This window comes from Streptomyces sp. P9-2B-2 (genome assembly GCF_030406865.1).
Lineage (GTDB): Bacteria > Actinomycetota > Actinomycetes > Streptomycetales > Streptomycetaceae > Streptomyces > Streptomyces platensis.
Genome location: NZ_CP129126.1, coordinates 8,176,265 through 8,193,628, shown reverse-complemented (window position 1 = coordinate 8,193,628; position 17,364 = coordinate 8,176,265). Strand labels below are relative to the sequence as shown.

Sequence of the window (17,364 nt, the reverse complement as noted above, 5' to 3'; positions counted from 1 at the left end):
TGTACGACAACCGGCGGCGCGCGGACGGCCTCAGGCGGACCCGGCCCCGGACTCGCCGTCCCCGCTCGCGCGCGCGGTGCGCCGGCGCCGCCACAGCGCGGTGCCGAGCCCGGCGGCGCCGATGACCGCGACGGCGCCGGCCGCGGACAGGAACCACCAGTTCCGCGTGAACAGCACGCCGTCCGTCTGCGCCGCGATCCCGGCCTTGTGCAGCGGCACCTGCCGCGGCCGGTGGGCGACAGGCCGCGGTTCACCGGTGAGTTCATCGCGCTCCATGGCGGGGAGCACGCCGACGGCCGCGGCCCGGGGAGCCGCCTCGAAGCCCCAGTCCAGCAGGGCGCGGGTCTCCTCGTAGACCGCGTTCCGGCCGCCGGACTGCGGATTCATGAGGGTGACCAGCAGCGTCCGGCCGTCGCGCCGGGCGGCGGCGATCAGGGTGTTGCCGGCATGGGTCGTATAGCCGTTCTTCACCCCGATCAGGCCGTCGTACGGTCTGACGCCGTGTGAGCCGACCAGCAGCCGGTTGGTGTTCTGGATGGTGAACGCGTCCGGGCCCCCGTCCTGCGGGAGCTGGGCCCGCTTCGTCGAGGCGAAGTGGGCGAAGTCCGTGTTGGTCAGCCCGGCCTGCCCGAAGAGCGTCAGATCGTAGGCCGACGAGACCTGTCCCGGCGTGTCGAAGCCGTCCGCGGACGCCACCCGGGTGTCGCGGGCGCCGAGGCGGCGGGCGGTCTCCTGCATATCGTCGACCGTCTTGCGCCAGCCGCCGTTCATGCTGGCCAGGGTGTGCACCGCGTCGCTGCCCGAGCTGAGGAACACGCCGTGCCACAGATCGGCGACCTGGTAGGGCATGTCCTCCCTGAGACCGGCGAGGGAGCTGCCCGACTCGATCCCGGCCAGGTCCGCCAGGGAGACGGTGTGCACCTCGCCCTGGGAGAACTTCGGCAGCACCGTCAGGGCGAAGAGCGTCTTGAGGGTGCTGGCGGGTGGCAGGGGCCGGTGGACGTCCTTGGCCGCGAGGACCTTGCCGCTCGCCAGGTCCGTCACCATCCACGACAGGGCGGTGACCTCCGGCAGCTCGGGCACGTCCGACCGGGGCCGGAACTGCACTCCGCGCCCGTCCAGCCGGCTCTCGACCTCGGCGGGTTCGGCCGTGTGCGCCGCGGGCCGCAGGTCGTCGATGCCGTGCGGGCCATCGGCGGCTGCCTGGCCGGGCACGACCCACAGGCTCGCGGCACAAACAGTGGCGGCGGTAACGACTCTGACGGAGGCCCAACTCACGCTAGACATGTGGCCCACGCTAAAAACGACCGCCGCCGCGCGCTGGTTGGCCTACTCCATCCGATGCGCGGGCGCCCCGACTGCCGTAGGCGGTGGGCCGGGCCCGGGGGAATGACCGCCGGGCCCGGCCGAAAGGGCTACCAGATCTTGCCGACCCATTCGGGGTGGTCGATGAACGGGTTCCTGTTGTGCTGGTACTTGTCGAATATCACCTGGTTGCGGTGCTTTTCGAAGGTGTCCGGCGGGTCCTGCTCGCTCCACTTCTTGAGGACGGAAAGCCGGCCGATATGCGGCTGGGTGCCGTTGTCGACGTTGTCATTGGGCTCCAGATCGGGGAATCCGTCGCCCCCGTCATAGCGGACGGCCATGTACAGGATCATGCGGGCGACATCACCCTTGACCGCGTCACGGGGCTCGAAGGAGTCGTCGTCGCTGAAGTTCCCGGGCGCCTCGTCGACCTTCGTGCCGCCGTTGTCGAAGTCCTTGTTGCCGCGGATGCTGTTGACGGACACATCCTCCGGGCGCAAATGGTGGATATCGGTACCGGGACCGGTATCCGTACCGAAGTCACCATGCGACTTCGCCCAGACGTGCTCACGATTCCAGTCGTCCGGGCTGCCGCCGTTGGCGTCCTTGCTCTGCGAACGGCCGGTGTACAGCAGAATGACATTTCCGCTGTTGTCCGGGTCCTGGTCGGTTTCCTTGAGGGCGTCCCAGACCTGGTCGTACGTCAGCTTTCCGGTCTGAGTGGTGCTGATGATCCGGTGCAGCGCGTCCTTGAGCGCCTGGCCGGTCTTGCCCTCGGCGTCTTTGTAGTACGTGTCGTCATACGACGTACCGTCAGCCGTGCCGGCGGACCGGGACGCCTGCTGAGCTGCGGCAGCGGCCCGGTGCGGTGCGGCCTGACCGGCCGTCGCATTCGCCGGAATCTGTGCGACCACCGCCGTCAATGCCGTGCCGCCGGCCAGCGCCAGCGCGATACGGGCGCGACGGGTCACGCGTTTGTTCTCCACGAGAGGTGTCCTCTCCCCGAATTGTGGCGCCGAGTCGTGAAAATGTGGGGCACGACCGGCACCGGCCGTTGGGAGCGGCCGTTAACAGCTTTCCATCGCAGTAATCACCACAGTGTGAACACCTGGGGAGAGTTATGTGTCCGCCCCGTGGCAATCACCGAATTCACCAGAAAATGCCGCCGGTTCAGCAAGGGCCGTGCGCTGTCGGTGAGTTGAATGCTTTCGGCCCGGCGGGGCCGGTCTCGCGACCGCCGGGGGCAAGCAGTTCGGCCGACCGGTGGGCCGCGGCGGCGAAGTCCAGGTGAGGGACGACCGCCACGGCGGTGAGGAGGTCGAACGAGATGAGGACGGCGGCAGCCCTTGGGCCCATCGGGTGAACTCACGCACCTTGCGCAACCGAACAGGCGCCGCCCGGCTTCCGGAGAAGTGACAGCCGCATTCTCCGAATCCCTTGGATTCTTCGGACCGTGAGTTGTGGAGGCCCCATGGCGCACTTTCGCCCCACTCCCCCGCCGTACGGCGTGACGCCGGATTATGTGCTCGCTCCCCCGCGCCCCGAGGAACGCCTCGGCGCGCCCATGGATCCGCAGGGGGCGCCGCCCCCGTCCCGTGTGGACCATGTGCTGCCGCCGCCGCGCCCGGAGGACCGGCTTTCCTTCGGTCCGCGGCCGCAGGGCCGGCCGTTCCTGCCGCCGCGCCCCGAGGAGCAGCGGCAGGGGCCGGTGGCCCTGCCCGATCGCCGGCGGCAGGATCTCCAGGCGGCGCTGACCTCGGCCGGTGTGGCTCCGACGGACGGGGACCTGGCCGCCCTGGCGCAGATCGCGGCCCTGGGCGACACCACGGCCGGGGCCGTCATCAACTGGCTCGGGACCGCCACGCGCGCTTCATGGCCGAGGCCGCACGCGGTGTGAGCGGCCGTCCGGCCCGCCATCGGCCCGGGGTTCGCCCCGGGCCGTTCCCGGCCGACGGGACCCGGCGGCGGGCAGCGGGCGGGCGCGGTCCGGGTCGAGGAGCGGGGCGAGCAGATCGCCGTACCGGGCGCAGCGGGGCTCGATCTCGTCGAAGAGAAAGGTGAGTTGCCGCGGGTCGGTGCATCCAGCGATCTCGTCCCAGGTGACCGGGGCGGAGACGGTGGGGGTGGCACGGGCGCGCAGGGTGTAGGCGACCGCGGTGGTCTTGGCGGCGGCGTTCTGGGAGAAGTCGATGAAGACCTTGCCGGGGCGCAGCGCCTTGGTCATCTTGTGCACGACCAGGTCCGGGAGGGCCGCCGCGGCCTCGACGGCGAGGCTTCTGGCGTAGGCGGTGGTCCGCTCGGACGGTGTGGGCTCGACGGGCACGATGAGGTGCAGGCCCTTGGAGCCGCTGGTCTTGGCGTAGACATCCAGGCCGTCGGCGGCCAGCCGGTCGTGCAGCCACTGTGCCGCGGTGCAGCACTCCACGATGGTGGCCGGGGCGCCGGGGTCGAGGTCGAAGACGAGCCGGTCGGCGACGCCCGGCGCCTGCCGGGTCCACTGCGGGGTGTGCAGTTCGACGACCAGGTTGGCGGCCCAGACGAGCGCGGGCAGGTCCTGGAGCAGGACTTGCCGGGTGGGTCCCGACCTCGAATGGGGGACCTCGCACGTCGTCACCCAGTAGGGCGTGCCGGGCGGCACGTTCTTGGTGAAGAAGCGCTGGCCGTCCGGCCCGTCGGGGTAGCGCAGGAAGGAGAGCGGCCGGTCGTGGAGGTGGGCGAGCAGCGGGACCGCGGTGGTGGTGCAGTAGTGCAGCACCTCACCCTTGGTGGTGCCCGTCTCGGGATAGAGGACCTTGTCCAGGTTGGTCAGCGAGAGGCGCCGCCCCTCCACGACGGTGATCGGCGACATACGATGAGAATCCCACACAAGGGATGAAATATGCGTTCTATATGGAATGGGTCCATATCGTTCGGTCTGGTCACCATCCCCGTGAAGACCTACAGCGCCACCGACCGCACCTCGTCGGTGTCCTTCGTGCGCATCCACGAGAAGGACGGCGCGCAGATCCAGTACCGGAAGATCTGTGAACTGGACGGCGAGGAAGTCCCGAACGAGGAAGTCGGCAAGGGCTATCAGGCGCCGGGCGACGACACCATCGTGCCGATCACCGACGACGATCTGTCGCGGCTGCCGATGCCCACCGCCAAGACGCTGTCGATCCTCTCGTTCACCGACCCCGACGAGATCGACCCGCTCCAGATGGACAAGGCCTACTACCTGGGGCCCAACGGGGCGGCCGCCACCAAGCCGTACACGCTGCTGCGGGAGGCGCTGGAGGACCACCGCAAGGTCGCCATCGGCAAGGTGGCGATGCGGGGGCGGGAGTCGCTGGCGATGCTGCGGGCGCACGACGGGGCGCTGGTGATGCATACGCTGCTGTGGCCGGATCAGATCCGGCCCGTCACCGGTGTGGCCCCCGACGATGTCGAGCTCCGCGAGAACGAGCTGACGCTGGCCGAGACCCTGATGGACTCCCTGGGCGAGCTGGACCCCGCCGAACTCCACGACGACTACCGCGAGGCCGTCGAGGAACTGGTCGCCGCCAAGCTGGAGGGCGAGCCGGTCGCCCCCGCCGCGCCGGGCACGTCCGGCGCCCAGGTCATCGATCTCACGGCGGCGCTGGAGAAGAGCGTGCGCGCGGCGCGGGGCGGCGGGGAGGCCGACGCGGAGGCGGAATCGGCGTCCGTGACGCCCATACGGGGGCGGAAGACGGCGAAGAAAGGCGAGGCGGAGCGGGGCGCCGCCAAGAAGAGCGGTACGGCGGCGAAGAAGGCCACGGAGACCGCGCCGGCCGCCGCGAAGAAGGCTCCGGCCAAGAAGACGGCATCCGCCCCGAAGGCGGCCGGCGGCCGGGCGAAGAGCGCGTCGACGGCCAGGAAGACCGCATCCGCCGGCACTTCCCAGAAGAGCACGGCATCGAAGACCACATCGAAGAGCGCTGCACCGAAGAGCACCGCGTCGAAGAGCGCCACCAAGAAGGCCACCGCCAAGAAGACGGCGGCCAAACAGACCGCGGCCAAGAAGGCGGGCAAGAGGTCGTCGGCGTAGGGCCGTCGGGCCGCCGCACCAGTGGGCGTCCGTTCTAGAGTCTTGGTATGGCTTCAGACGAGGGGACCACCCGCATCGACAGCTGGATCTGGTCCGTACGGCTCACCAAGACGCGCTCGCTGGCCGCGGCCGCCTGCCGCGCGGGGCACGTACGGGTCAACGGCGAGCGGGTGAAGCCGGCCCATGGCGTGCGCAACGGTGACGAGGTGCGGCTGCGGCACGCGGGCCGGGAGCGGATCGTGGTCGTCTCGCGGCTGGTGCGCAAGCGGGTGGGCGCGGCCGTCGCCGCGGAGTGCTTCATCGACAACAGCCCGCCGGCCCCGCCGCGCGAGGAGATTCCGGTGCTCGGGCATCGCGACCGCGGTACCGGCCGCCCCACCAAGCGCGACCGCCGCGAGATCGACGAGCTGCGCGGCGGACGGTGACCCGGCCCCGCCGCTGCGAGCACGGGGGTGCGCCCGCCCCGGCGGGTGACGGCTACGCCGACGGCAGCGCGTCGAGATAGACCCACTGGCCGCCCTCGCGGACGAAGCGGCTGTGCTCGTACTGGCTGTCGACCTCGCCGTGCAGGCTGTAGTGGGCGCGGAATTCCACGGTGCCTTCGGTGTGGAAGGCACTGCCGCCGGTCGTGCCGAGGATGTCCAGGCCGGTCCAGCGCTGCGCGGATTCGAGGTCGAGGCCGGCCGGGCGGGTCGTCGGATGCCAGGTGCGCAGCAGATACGCGGTGTCACCGACGGCGAAGGCGCTGTAGCGCGAGCGCATCAGGCGCTCGGCGGTCGGGGCCGTGGCCTGCCCCTGATGGAACGGGGCGCAGCAGTCGCGGTAGGTCTCGGCGCGTCCGCAGGGGCACGGCGAGGCGGGGGTGACGGCGACGGGGCGGCGGGGCTTGTTCTTCTGCTTCGACACCCCACGATTGTGCCGGGTCGGCGGGGCCGGTCCACGACACGCCGAGCACACCCGGACCCGGCACGCCCTGGAGATACCCCCATTTGGGGAATTTCCCTGACAAATCACCCATTTGCAGCTTTTCGTGGCTTGATACGTGCTGTGAGGCTGGAAGAACTCATGGTGACCGTCCCCACCACCCAGGAGAGAACCCCCCATGATTCTGTCCATTTCCGGCGTCGTCCTGCTCGGTGTCATCGTCTTCCTCTTCTTCCGGAAAGACGGCCTGAAGTTGTCCCACGCTCTGGTCTCCGCGCTCTTCGGGTTCTATCTCGCCAGCTCCGCCATCGCGCCCAGCATCAAGGCCGGCGGGGCGAGCCTGGCGAGCCTCCTCGGGGGGATCAAGATCTAGCGGACAGCCGCCGTCCGCTTCCGGCGTACCGCCACGGGTCCCGCCCGAACGGGCCGCACCGGCTCCCGTCCGGGCGGCTCCGTGTGCCGCCCGCTCACCGGCCCGCAGCCCCCGCCGATCCCCCACGACCACCGCACGAGCAACAGGAGAAGATGTGGCCCGGCGCCCCCTGCCCCGCATCCTGACCAACAGCGCACCGCTCGCCCGTATGGCACACAGCGCCTCGCTCGCCCGCAGCCGCGAATTCGCGCGTACCGCTGCCGACAGCGCCTCCGATGTGTTCCATCCGCTGATCACCATCGGCCGGGGGCTGCGCCGGCTGGGCGCGGCCGGCCGGGGACGCTGGGCCGACACCCCCAAGGATCAGCGCGGGCCGCTGGCGTTCTTCGTGGCCGCGTGTGTGCTGGTGGTGTGGCTGGTGCCGTACGGGCCGCTGCTCGCCCTGATCGGGGTGATGGGCGCGGGGGCCTGGGCGGGGCGGGAGCGGACGCCCGTGGTGACCGGCCCCAGCGAGGCCGAGACCGAGCGGCTGCGGGCGCTCTACGAGGCGCTGGTGCCCTATCTCTCCGCCGAGGGCGACCCCAGCCCGCTGTATGCGCACGGCGGTGACTGGGAGCGGGCCTTCGCCGAGTACGCCTTCGACGACAGCGGGCGGCTGGAACGTCTCCAGCTGAAGTACCCGGCGTACTTCACCGACGGTGAGGACCGGTCCCGGGTCCGCATCGAGCAGGTGCTGTACGCCAAGGCCGGCCGGGGCCGGGAGTATCACTTCACGTGGGACGAGCTGGCCAATCAGCTCACGCTGACCGTGCTGGACGCGCTGCCCACGGATATCGCCGCCCAGCGCTTCGTCACCTCGCCGGGCGAGACGGTGCTCGGGTTCACCGACCCGGACTCCGTACAGCGGACCCTGCCGGTCACCGGCGGGGAGGAGACCCGGGATGCCCCGCCGGTGGTCTGGCGTACCGGACAGCGCTCCACCGAACCGCATCTGCTCGTCCTGGGGCAGCCGGGGACCGGCGCCACAACGCTGCTGCGCTCGATCGCCCTCCAGGCGCTCCAGCACGGCGATGTGCTGGTCATCGACGGCAGCGGCACCGGTGAGTACGGGTGTCTGGTCGGGCGCCCCGGCGTGCTCGGGGTGGAGAGCGGGCTGGCGGGGGCGCTGGCGACGCTGGAGTGGGCCTCGCACGAGACCGAGCGGCGGCTGATCGCGGGGAACCGGGCGCGGCAGGCCGGCGGGGCGGCGCCGGACGACACCCGGCGGCCGCTGTGGATCATCGCGGACCGGCCGACGGCGCTGTCCCATATCGCGGTCGCCGAGGAGCGGGACGATCCGCAGCGATGGCTCCAGGTGCCGCTGCGGCACGGCCGGGCCGCCCAGGTCACGGTCGTCGTGGCCGACCAGTTCGAGACCGCCGAGCTGCTCAGCGATCCGGTGCGGGCGCACACCAAGGCGCGGGTGGTGCTCGGCCCCGCCACGGCGGAGGAGGTCCGGGCGGTGCTGGGGGCGCCGCCGCACACCACACCGCCGGCGCAGGTGCCGCCAGGCCGGGGCTATGCGCGGCTGGGGAACGCGCCCGTACTACGGCTCCAGGTCCCGGCCACGCCCGATCCGCTCGACGACGCCACCGGCCAGGCGCACCGGGAGGCGGTCACGGCGCTGCTGCCGGAGCGCACGGTCCCGGCCGACGGGGCGGGGCCCAGCGAGCCGGTGTCCGGCGGCGAGCCGGTGGATGTCGGCAAGCGGGTGGACGTCGGCAAGGCGGTGGACGTCGGCAAGGCGGTGGTGGGCAGCCCGTCCGTGGACGCCGACGGGGCGGAAGCGGACGACGGGCCCCCGGCGTCCGACGGGCCCGCGGCGGACGAGACGGCACCGGGGGCCGAGACGGCTCCGGAAGCCGAGGAGACCAGGCCCGTGGCCGAACCGGTGGGCGCGAGCGCGCGGGTGCGGACCGACAAGGACGGCGAGCCCCGGGTGATCAAGGGGTCGGTGGAGGCCGCGCGAACGGAGGGGTGAGCCCTTGGGGCGCACCGGCTCCTGACGGCCGCCCCAGCCCTCAACTACGGGGCCGGGCCCGCCCGTCAGGCCACGAACGTGTGCCGTAGCTCCGCCTCCACCGGCGCGCCCGTCGCCACCAGTCGCGCGGCACCGGCCAGCCGGACCGCGGCCTCGTCGGCGACCGCCCCGCTGACCGTGAACGGCAGCCGTACGAAGCCCTCGAAGGCACCGTCGACGCCGAAGCGCGGGCCGGAGGGCACCCGTACGCCGAGCCGCTCCCCCGCCTCCGCGATCCGGGAGCCGGAGAGTCCGCCGGTCCGCGCCCAGAGGGTGAGGCCGCCGCGGGGCACGCTGAATTCCCAGTCGGGCAGATGCCGGTGCAGCGCCTCGACGATGGCGTCGCGGTTCTCCCGGGCCTGCTCGCGGCGGATGCCGATGGCCTGCTCCCAGCCGCCGGTCTCCAGGAGCGAGGCGATGGCGAGCTGTTCGAGGACCGGTGAGCCCAGGTCGGAGTAGGCACGGGCGGCGACCAGGCTGCGGATGATGTCGGGGGCGGCGCGCACCCAGCCGATCCGCATCCCGGCCCAGAACGCCTTGCTCGCCGAGCCGACGGTGATCACCGCACTGCCGGCCGGGTCGAACGCGCAGACCGGCCGGGGCTGTTCGGTGTCCTCGTCCAGCCGCAGCTCGGTCATGGTCTCGTCGACGACGAGCAGGGTGCCGGCCGACCGGGCGGCGTCGACGAGGCGGCGGCGCTGGTCCTCGGTGGCGAGGGTGCCGGTGGGGTTGTGGAAGTCGGCGACGACATAGGCCATACGGGGGGCCGCGTCGCGCATCACCTGGCGCCAGACGGGGATGTCCCAGCCGGCCAGCTTGTCCCCGAGGGCGACCGGTACGAGCCGGGCACCGGCGTCCCGCATCAGCTGGAGGATGTTGGCGTACGACGGCGAATCGACGGCCACCCGCTCGCCGGGGCTGGTACAGAGCCGGCAGATCGCGGCGACGGCGCCCATCGCGCCGGTGGTCACCATGATCTGTTCCGGCATGGTGGGGATTCCGCGGGCGGTGTAGCGGTCCGCCAGGGCCTGCCGCAGGACGGGCAGCCCGGCCGGGTAGTCGCCGTGGGTGTGGGAGTAGAGCGGAAGGTCGGCCATGGCGCCCTGGACGGCGCGGGTGAGCCAGGGCTCGGGGGCCGGGAGGGCGGCGCAGCCGAGGTCGATCATGGACCCGGCGGCTTCCGGGGGCAGCGGTTCCAGACCACGGGTGGGCAGCGGGTTGCCGGCCGGAACGGCGGTCCAACTGCCCGAGCCGCGCCGGGACTCCAGGAACCCCTCGGCGCGCAGCGCCTCGTAGGCGGCGGCGACGGTGGTGCGGCTGACGCCGAAGGCGGCGGCCAGTTCGCGCTCGGCCGGCAGCCGGGCGGCGACCGGTATCCGGCCTTCCAGTACGAGCAGGCGCACACCGTCGGCGAGGCTGCGATACGCGGGCAACCGGCGGCCGCCGACCGCGAGTTGGGCATCGCGCGGGTCCTGCGACCGGAGCAGCCGGGCGAGTTGGGTCGCGCCAACCGCTGAAGTCCACTGAGCCATGAAGATCAGTCCACCTTCCCCGAATTGGCTCTACTTCCCGAGCCCGGACACGCCACATGGTGTCATGCGTCGGTCCAATCCTGCCAGGAGGGGGAAAAGTCGTGTCCATGATCAGTGAGCCCGGCCCACGGAGGGGCCTGCCGGTGCGCCGCCTGGTCCAGCTCTATACGGGACTGACGCTGTACGGCGTGAGCATGGGCCTGATGCTGCGGGCCGAGCTGGGACTGGAGCCATGGAGCGTGCTGAACCAGGGCATATCTCGCCATACAGGGCTGTCGATCGGCACGGTCACCATCGTCTCCGGCGCGCTGATCCTGCTGTTGTGGATCCCGCTGCGCCAGCGCCCCGGCCTGGGCACGGTGTCCAATGTGGTGATCCTCGGCCTGGTGATGGACGCGACGCTGGCCTGGGTGCCGGAGCTGGATTCGCTGGGCGCCCGTATCCCGCTGCTGGCGGGCGCCGTCCTCCTGAACGGCGCCGCGACCGGGCTGTACATCTCCGCCGACTACGGCCCGGGGCCGCGCGACGGGCTGATGACCGGCCTGCACCGGCGGACCGGCCGCCCGGTGCGGCTGGTGCGGACCTGCATCGAGGTGACGGTGCTGGCGGCGGGCTTTGCGCTCGGCGGCTCCGTCGGCATCGGCACGGTCGTCTACGCACTGGCCATCGGCCCCCTGGCGCAGTTCTTCCTCCGCCGTTTCGCGGTCCCGGGCGCACCCGTGAAACCGTCCCCGGTGGTGGCCCGCGGAGAGGCTTCACCTGAGCGCGCCATACTGCCGGAGTGACCTCAGCGATACGCACCCGCCATGCCTATCTCGACCACCCCGGACCGCTCCCCTTCGCCCACCGGGGCGGGGACGCCGAGGGCCTGGAGAACACCGCCACCGCCTTCCGGCGCGCGGTCGGCCTCGGCTACCGCTACCTGGAGACCGATGTGCACGCCACATCGGACGGCCGGCTCGTCGCCTTCCATGACGCGACACTCGACCGCGTCACGGACACCCGCGGCGCGATCGGCGAGCTTCCCTGGCGGGCGGTGCACCGGGCCCGCGTCGGCGGCCGGGAGCCGCTGCCGCTGTTCGAGGAGTTGCTGGAGGAGTTCCCCGAGGCGCGCTGGAACGTCGACCTCAAGGCCGAGGCCGCGCTGCCGCCGCTGCTGGACCTGCTCCGCCGTACCCGCGCCTGGGACCGGGTGTGTGTCGGCTCGTTCTCGGAGGCCCGGGTGGCACGGGCCCAGCGGCTGGCCGGGCGGCGGATGGCGAGTTCGCTCGGCACCCGTGGGGTGGCCGGGCTGCGGCTGCGCTCCTACGGCCGCGGAGTACTGCCGCTCGACCGGCTGCTGGGCGCGGCGGTGCGGCGCAGCGCGGTATGCGTCCAGGTCCCCGAGAAGCAGTCCGGCCTCCCGGTCGTCGATCCGCTGTTCCTGCGCGCCGCGCATGCGCTGGGCATGCAGGTGCACGTCTGGACGGTCAATGACGCGGATCGGATGACCGCCCTCCTGGACCTCGGCGTGGATGGCATCATGACCGATCACATCGAGACGCTGCGGACGGTGCTGACCGAGCGGGGGTGCTGGGTCTGAGCCGCCCGTGGGCCGTCGGCCGTCCGCCGCGGTGAACGGGGGCGGGATGACGGGGACTGGTGTGCACGGCGCACCGGCGGAGGCTCTGGACGAGTCGGCCGAGCGGCGCCGCGAACAGCGCGGCTGGTACTGGTACGACTGGGCCAACAGCGTCTACTCGACCAGCGTCCTGACGGTGTTCCTCGGGCCGTATCTGACCTCGGTGGCGAAAGCCGCCGCGGACGCGCACGGCTATGTGCACCCGCTGGGTCTCCCGGTACGCGCGGGCTCCTTCTATGCGTACACGGTGTCCGCGTCGCTGCTGCTGTCCGTAGTGGCGATGCCGCTCGCCGGGGCGCTGGTCGACCGGACCGGCCGCAAGAAGCCGCTGCTGGGCTGCTGCGCCTATGCGGGCGCGGCGGCGACGGCGGGGATGTTCTTCCTGGCCGGTGAGCGCTATCTGCTGGGCGGGGCGCTGCTGATCATCGCGAATGTGTCGTTCGTGGTGTCGATGATGCTCTACAACTCCTTCCTGCCGCAGATCGCCCGGCCCGACGAACGCGACGCGGTCTCCTCCCGGGGCTGGGCCTTCGGCTACGCGGCCGGGGCACTGGTCCTGGTCGCCGATCTGGCGCTCTACGGCAAGCACGACGCCCTCGGCATATCCGAGGGCACCGCGGTGCGCATCTGCCTGGCGTCGGCGGGGCTGTGGTGGGGCACCTTCGCGCTGATCCCGCTGCGCCGGCTGCGCGACCGGCGGACGGCCGCCACCCAAGCGCCCGGCGCGGGCCCCGGCGCCTCGCCCCGCCAGGGATGGCGGCAGCTGCGGGAGACGCTGCGCGGGATGCGCCGCCACCCCCTCACCCTGTCCTTCCTCCTGGCCTATCTCGTCTACAACGACGGGGTGCAGACGGTGATCACCCAGGCGTCCGTATACGGCTCCGAGGAGCTGAAGCTGGACCAGACGACACTGATCGTCGCGGTCCTGCTGGTGCAGGTGCTGGCCGCGGCGGGTGCCCTGCTGATGGGCCGCCTCGCCAGGCGGTACGGCGCGCAGCGGACGATCCTGGGCTCGCTGGTGGCCTGGGCGCTGACCCTCGCGGCCGGGTACTTCCTGCCCGCGAAGGCACCGCTGTGGTTCTTCGCGCTCGCCGCGGGCATCGGCCTGGTCCTGGGCGGCAGCCAGGCGCTGTCGCGTTCGCTGTTCTCGCATCTGGTGCCGCGCGGCAAGGAGGCGGAGTATTTCTCCGCGTACGAGATCAGCGACCGGGGTGTGAGCTGGCTGGGACCGCTGGTGTTCGGGGTGGCCTATCAGCTCACCGGGAGCTACCGGGACGCGATCGTGTCCCTGGTGGCGTTCTTCGTGGTCGGTTTTGTCCTGCTGGCGCGGGTCCCGGTGGGCCGGGCGATCGCGGCGGCCGGAAATCCGGTACCTGACCGGATTTAGCCTCCGGGCGCGCGGGGCGGTAGTGTACGCCTTTGACTCACCAGGCGGACCGTTACTGCGCGCTCAAGCATGGCGGGCGCTGGGTGACATCTGCTGCCAGATGTGACAAACCGGGCGCCGGTGGGTACAACAAGGGGCGGCACGAAGGTAGGCAGCGGCGCACAGCGCCTCCGTCAATGGCGGTGGTGGGCGACGGGTGGGCTCATATCCCGAATTCGGGAATCTTCACCGCCGACCGGACGTTGACCGGATGACGACGACAGCGACACCTGTCCTGTGGGCGACAAGCCCGGGAGGCACGATTCATGAGTGAGCGAGCTCTCCGCGGCACGCGACTCGTGGTGACCAGCTACGAGACCGACCGCGGCATCGACCTGGCCCCGCGCCAGGCGGTGGAGTACGCATGCGAGAACGGACATCGATTCGAGATGCCGTTCTCGGTTGAGGCCGAGATTCCGCCGGAGTGGGAGTGCAAGGTATGCGGTGCACCCTCTCTTCTGGTGGATGGCGACGGCCCCGAGGAGAAGAAGGGTAAGCCCGCGCGTACGCACTGGGACATGCTCATGGAGCGACGCACCCGCGAGGAGCTCGAGGAGGTGCTGGCCGAAAGGCTGGCCGTCCTGCGCTCCGGCACCATGAACATCGCCGTGCATCCGCGCGACAGCAACCGCAAGTCCGCCTGACAACGGACCTGCGCCAAGCAAGCACCAAGGGCCGGGGGCCACTGCATCTTGCAGTGGCCCCCGGCTTTTGTCGTCTCCGCGACGGGTCTGTCGGCGCGCTCAGCCGGTCAGCGGCGGATCCTGGCGGCGCGGGGCCGGCGGCTCGTCGTCGCGGATGACCTCGCCCTGGACGACCTTGCCGTCCGGCCGGTGCATCCGGGCCTGCTGGAAGGCGTCACCGAACGAGCCCGGGGCGTAGCCCGCCCGCCGGGACAGCAGCTTCTCGGCGCGGCGCTGCATCAGCTTCCCGGTCGGCGGGAAGAGGCAGAGCAGCCCCAGGGCGTCGGACACCAGCCCCGGCAGCATCAGCAGCAGCCCGCCGACCATGGGGAGCGTATTGCCGCTGCCCGACTTGTCGTTGCCGGATCTGCCGTTGCCGGATGAGGAGTTACCAGCCGGGGAGTTACCGGATGAGGAGTTGCCGGATGAGGCCGGATCGCCGGCGGTCTGAAAGCTCTCGGTGAGGTTCCGCCAGGCGCGGCGGCCGGCCCGCTTGGTCACATAGCCGCCGACGAGCACTCCGGCGACCAGCAGAAGCAGCACCGTCAGACCGTTGGTGGCACCGGCGACGACGGTCAGCAGCCAGATCTCCAGCACCATCCAGGCGGCGATGCCCAACGGGACGAACCTTCGGGCGCGCGAGCGCTGGGGCGGGCGGGGACTCGGCGATGGCGTGGCTCCGAACGTCATGCCTCAAGTGTGCCTGGCCCGTCCGGCCGCTTTTCCCAAGGGTCACCGGAGAGATCAACTCCCGGCGGCCGGGCGGTGGCGGGCCGGGTCAGCGCCCGCGGAGCTTGTCCACCCGTGAGCCGACACCCCAGGCCGTGACGCGCCACAGCGCCTCCACGACGATGTCCCGGCTCATCTTGCTGTCGCCGTACTCGCGCTCGACGAAGGTGATCGGGACCTCGACGACGTGAAAGCCGGCCTGCACGGCGCGGCGTGCGAGGTCGACCTGGAAGCAGTAGCCCTGGGAGGCGACATCGTCCAGGCCCAGCCCCTTGAGGGCCTCCGCGCGAAAGGCCCGGAAGCCGCCGGTGATGTCGCGCAGCGGAAGATCCAGCGCCAGCCGGGAGTAGGTGCTGCCGCCGCGGGAGATCAGCTGGCGGTACTTGGGCCAGTTGACGGTACGGCCGCCGGGCACCCAGCGCGAGCCGAGGACGAGATCGGCTCCCTTGAGGGCGGTGAGCAGCCGGGGCAGTTCCTCGGGCTGGTGCGAACCGTCGGCGTCCATCTCGACCAGCACGCCGTAGCCGTGGTCGATGCCCCACCGGAAACCCGCGAGATAGGCGGCGCCGAGGCCCTCCTTGCCCTTGCGGTGCAGGACATGGACCTGGTCGTCCCCGGCCGCCAGCTCATCGGCCAGCTTGCCGGTGCCGTCGGGGCTGTTGTCGTCCGCGACCAGGACATGGGCCTCGGGGACGGCGGACCGCACCCGCGAGACGATCGGCTTGATGTTCTCCGCCTCGTTGTACGTCGGAATGATCACCAACGTGGTGCCGAGCGGACCGTACTGCCGCTGACCGTCTGTCACTGCTGCCCCTTCTCGTCCTTCGTACGCCCACGCCGGCCGATGACTGCCGCAGCGGCGCAGGACAGAAGGCCCACGATAGCGAGCGCCCACTCCGGAGCGGCCCCGACGCGGTCGGCGAGCGTCGTTTCGTCCCGCAGCGGAATCCGCGCGGAGACCACGCCCTGGGTGAACTCGGGGATCCGGTGGGTGATCGTGCCGTCCGGGGCGACGACGGCGCTGATTCCGCTGGTGGCGGCGGTGACCACGGCGCGGCCGTGTTCGACGGCGCGCAGCTTGGACATCGCCAGCTGCTGCTCGGGCTGGCCGGTGCGGCCGTAGGTGGCGTTGTTGGTCTGGACGACCAGGGCCCGGGCGCCGGCGTTGACGGTGTCGTGGACGATCTGGTCGTAGGCGACCTCGAAGCAGATGACGTCGCCGAGCCGGGCGGGGCCGACCTTGAGCACGCCGGTGTGGTCACCGGGGTAGAAGTTGCGGGTCACCCGCTGGAACCGCGTGATGATCTTGCTGAGCTGCTCCTTGAACGGCACGTACTCGCCGAACGGCACCGGGTGCTGCTTGGTGTAGGAGGCGCCCGGCCCCTTCTTCGGATCCCAGACGATGCCCTCGTTGAAGACATAGCCCGGCTTGCTGGGGTGGTCGATCAGGGCGCCGACGAGGACGGGCACACCGATGGCCTTCACGGCCTCGTCGATCCGGTCGTACGCCTCCGGGTACTTGAACGGATCGAGGTCGGAGGAGTTCTCCGGCCAGATGACCAGGTCCGGCTTCCTGACCCGGCCGGCCTTGACGTCGGCGGCGAGCTTCTCGGTGGCGGTGGCGTGGTTGTCAGTGATCATCATGGGGCGGCCCAGGAAGTCCATACCGGGTGACTGGACGTTGCCCTGGACGACAGCGATGTCAACGGTGTCATCGGCCTTGGTGGGCACGGGCACCAGCACACCGGCCGCGGTGATCGCGGCGGCGAGTCCGAACGCCTCCATGGCCGACACGGCCCGGCGCAGCGACCCGTTCCCGCGCAGCCCCCAGAGGGTGGCGGCGCAGGCGGCGAGCAGGGCTCCGGCCAGCGCGACGGCGAAGGTCACCAGCGGGGCGCCGCCGAGCGCGGCGAGCGGGGTGAACGGCGAACCGGTGTTGGCGAACGCCAGCCGGCCCCACGGGAAGCCGCCGAGCGGCAGCCGGTCGCGGGCCCACTCCTCGGCGACCCACAGACAGGCGGTCCACACCGGCCAGACCGGCAGCCGGGAGGTGACGGCGAGCGCCGCGCCCAGCAGCGCCAGGAAGAACGCCTCGGCGATCGAGAGGCCCACCACCGCGTCCCAGCCGACGACATGCAGCCACTTCAGCAGGATCAGGAAGAACGGCAGCCCGAACGCGAAGCCCGTCCAGGCGCCCTGGCGGGCGGTCCGGCCGCGGGTCAGCAGCGACAGCGCGGCGACGGACACCAGGGACAGCGGCCACAGGTCGTACGGCGGGAAGGCGAGTGCGAGCACGAGACCGGCGACGACCGCGAGGCCGGTGCGCGGCGCCTCACGGCGGGCCAGTGCGGCGAGCCGCCGGGCGCGTCCGGGGCGGGCGGGCGCGGCGGCCGGGGAGTCCGTCCCGGCGGGGAGCACCGGGCCGTCGGGCGTGCTGCCGCTGACGGCTTCTTCGGTGGTGTCGGAGCCCGATGGCACGGTCGCGAGCCTTCCTGCAGGTCGTGGTGGTGAGCTGACCGTACATCGGGAGGCCGGGGTTACGGATGCGGGGTGCACAAAACGTGAAGGGGCATCCGGGGAGGGCGCGGGGATGCGGTGCGGTGCGGTGCGGATAGGGGCCCGGCGCCCTTCGGGCCGACCTGGGACCCGCTGGCTGCGGGTCGA

The 17,364-nt window shown here is 71.6% G+C and carries 17 protein-coding genes; 9 read left to right on the top strand and 8 right to left on the bottom strand.

Features of this window, described 5'->3' with window-relative positions; genetic code table 11:
• Positions 1-30: 30 nt before the first annotated feature.
• Complete coding sequence (locus tag QT196_RS35940) at positions 31-1,215, bottom strand: serine hydrolase (protein WP_248001481.1); 1,185 nt, start codon at positions 1,213-1,215, stop codon at positions 31-33.
• A gap of 200 nt (positions 1,216-1,415) precedes the next feature.
• Positions 1,416-2,291 carry an endonuclease gene (locus QT196_RS35935; RefSeq protein WP_248001480.1) on the bottom strand — a complete coding sequence of 292 codons (876 nt, stop codon included), beginning with the start codon at positions 2,289-2,291 and terminating at the stop codon, positions 1,416-1,418.
• Between the two features lie 485 nt (positions 2,292-2,776).
• Between QT196_RS35935 and QT196_RS35930 the strand changes: the two genes are divergently transcribed.
• On the top strand, positions 2,777-3,202 hold the full coding sequence (locus QT196_RS35930) for a hypothetical protein (protein ID WP_290356433.1): 426 nt from the start codon (positions 2,777-2,779) through the stop codon (positions 3,200-3,202).
• Here QT196_RS35930 and ligD read toward each other — a convergent pair.
• Positions 3,176-4,153 carry a non-homologous end-joining DNA ligase gene (ligD, locus tag QT196_RS35925; RefSeq protein ID WP_248001479.1) on the bottom strand — a complete coding sequence of 326 codons (978 nt, stop codon included), beginning with the start codon at positions 4,151-4,153 and terminating at the stop codon, positions 3,176-3,178. The genes QT196_RS35930 and ligD overlap by 27 nt on opposite strands.
• Before the next feature lie 30 nt (positions 4,154-4,183).
• On the opposite strand from ligD, the gene QT196_RS35920 reads away from it, so the two are divergent.
• Positions 4,184-5,353, top strand: a complete 1,170-nt coding sequence (locus tag QT196_RS35920; protein ID WP_290356432.1) for a Ku protein — start codon at positions 4,184-4,186, stop codon at positions 5,351-5,353.
• 47 nt (positions 5,354-5,400) lie between these two features.
• Positions 5,401-5,778: an RNA-binding S4 domain-containing protein gene (locus QT196_RS35915; protein ID WP_266736604.1), complete on the top strand. Its 378-nt coding sequence runs from the start codon at positions 5,401-5,403 to the stop codon at positions 5,776-5,778.
• A 52-nt stretch (positions 5,779-5,830) separates the two neighbouring features.
• Here the strand turns inward: QT196_RS35915 and QT196_RS35910 are convergent, their stop codons facing one another.
• The gene (locus QT196_RS35910; protein ID WP_266736602.1) at positions 5,831-6,259 is read right to left on the bottom strand and encodes a YchJ family protein; all 429 of its coding nucleotides are present in this window, start codon (positions 6,257-6,259) and stop codon (positions 5,831-5,833) included.
• Between the two features lie 196 nt (positions 6,260-6,455).
• Between QT196_RS35910 and QT196_RS35905 the strand changes: the two genes are divergently transcribed.
• Both QT196_RS35905 and QT196_RS35900 read left to right on the top strand, forming a co-directional pair.
• Positions 6,456-6,650 carry a hypothetical protein gene (locus QT196_RS35905; RefSeq protein WP_018092434.1) on the top strand — a complete coding sequence of 65 codons (195 nt, stop codon included), beginning with the start codon at positions 6,456-6,458 and terminating at the stop codon, positions 6,648-6,650.
• Between the two features lie 154 nt (positions 6,651-6,804).
• Positions 6,805-8,670 (top strand): hypothetical protein, encoded by a 1,866-nt coding sequence (locus tag QT196_RS35900; protein ID WP_168482794.1) that lies wholly within the window; start codon positions 6,805-6,807, stop codon positions 8,668-8,670.
• Between the two features lie 65 nt (positions 8,671-8,735).
• Here the strand turns inward: QT196_RS35900 and QT196_RS35895 are convergent, their stop codons facing one another.
• Positions 8,736-10,241 (bottom strand): PLP-dependent aminotransferase family protein, encoded by a 1,506-nt coding sequence (locus QT196_RS35895; RefSeq protein WP_168482793.1) that lies wholly within the window; start codon positions 10,239-10,241, stop codon positions 8,736-8,738.
• Between the two features lie 107 nt (positions 10,242-10,348).
• On the opposite strand from QT196_RS35895, the gene QT196_RS35890 reads away from it, so the two are divergent.
• The 4 genes from QT196_RS35890 to QT196_RS35875 all read left to right on the top strand — a co-directional run bounded on the left by QT196_RS35890 (position 10,349) and on the right by QT196_RS35875 (position 13,932).
• Positions 10,349-11,026 carry a hypothetical protein gene (locus tag QT196_RS35890; protein WP_248001477.1) on the top strand — a complete coding sequence of 226 codons (678 nt, stop codon included), beginning with the start codon at positions 10,349-10,351 and terminating at the stop codon, positions 11,024-11,026.
• Positions 11,023-11,823, top strand: coding sequence for a glycerophosphodiester phosphodiesterase family protein (locus QT196_RS35885; protein WP_211117499.1), 801 nt, complete (start codon positions 11,023-11,025; stop codon positions 11,821-11,823). The genes QT196_RS35890 and QT196_RS35885 overlap by 4 nt, the downstream gene beginning before the upstream one ends.
• A gap of 46 nt (positions 11,824-11,869) precedes the next feature.
• Entirely contained in the window at positions 11,870-13,249 is a 1,380-nt protein-coding gene (locus QT196_RS35880) for an MFS transporter (RefSeq protein WP_290356430.1), read from the top strand.
• A gap of 305 nt (positions 13,250-13,554) precedes the next feature.
• A complete protein-coding gene (locus tag QT196_RS35875) occupies positions 13,555-13,932 on the top strand; it encodes an RNA polymerase-binding protein RbpA (RefSeq protein WP_030080286.1) in 378 nt (125 codons plus the stop codon).
• A gap of 99 nt (positions 13,933-14,031) precedes the next feature.
• Here QT196_RS35875 and fxsA read toward each other — a convergent pair whose 3' ends face one another.
• The 3 genes from fxsA to lnt form a co-directional block, all read right to left on the bottom strand.
• Complete coding sequence (fxsA, locus tag QT196_RS35870; protein ID WP_168482791.1) at positions 14,032-14,661, bottom strand: FxsA family membrane protein; 630 nt, start codon at positions 14,659-14,661, stop codon at positions 14,032-14,034.
• A gap of 88 nt (positions 14,662-14,749) precedes the next feature.
• Positions 14,750-15,505 carry a polyprenol monophosphomannose synthase gene (locus tag QT196_RS35865; RefSeq protein WP_168482790.1) on the bottom strand — a complete coding sequence of 252 codons (756 nt, stop codon included), beginning with the start codon at positions 15,503-15,505 and terminating at the stop codon, positions 14,750-14,752.
• Positions 15,502-17,178, bottom strand: a complete 1,677-nt coding sequence (gene lnt, locus QT196_RS35860; protein ID WP_168482789.1) for an apolipoprotein N-acyltransferase — start codon at positions 17,176-17,178, stop codon at positions 15,502-15,504. Before lnt ends, QT196_RS35865 begins: the two co-directional genes overlap by 4 nt.
• Positions 17,179-17,364 lie beyond the last annotated feature (186 nt).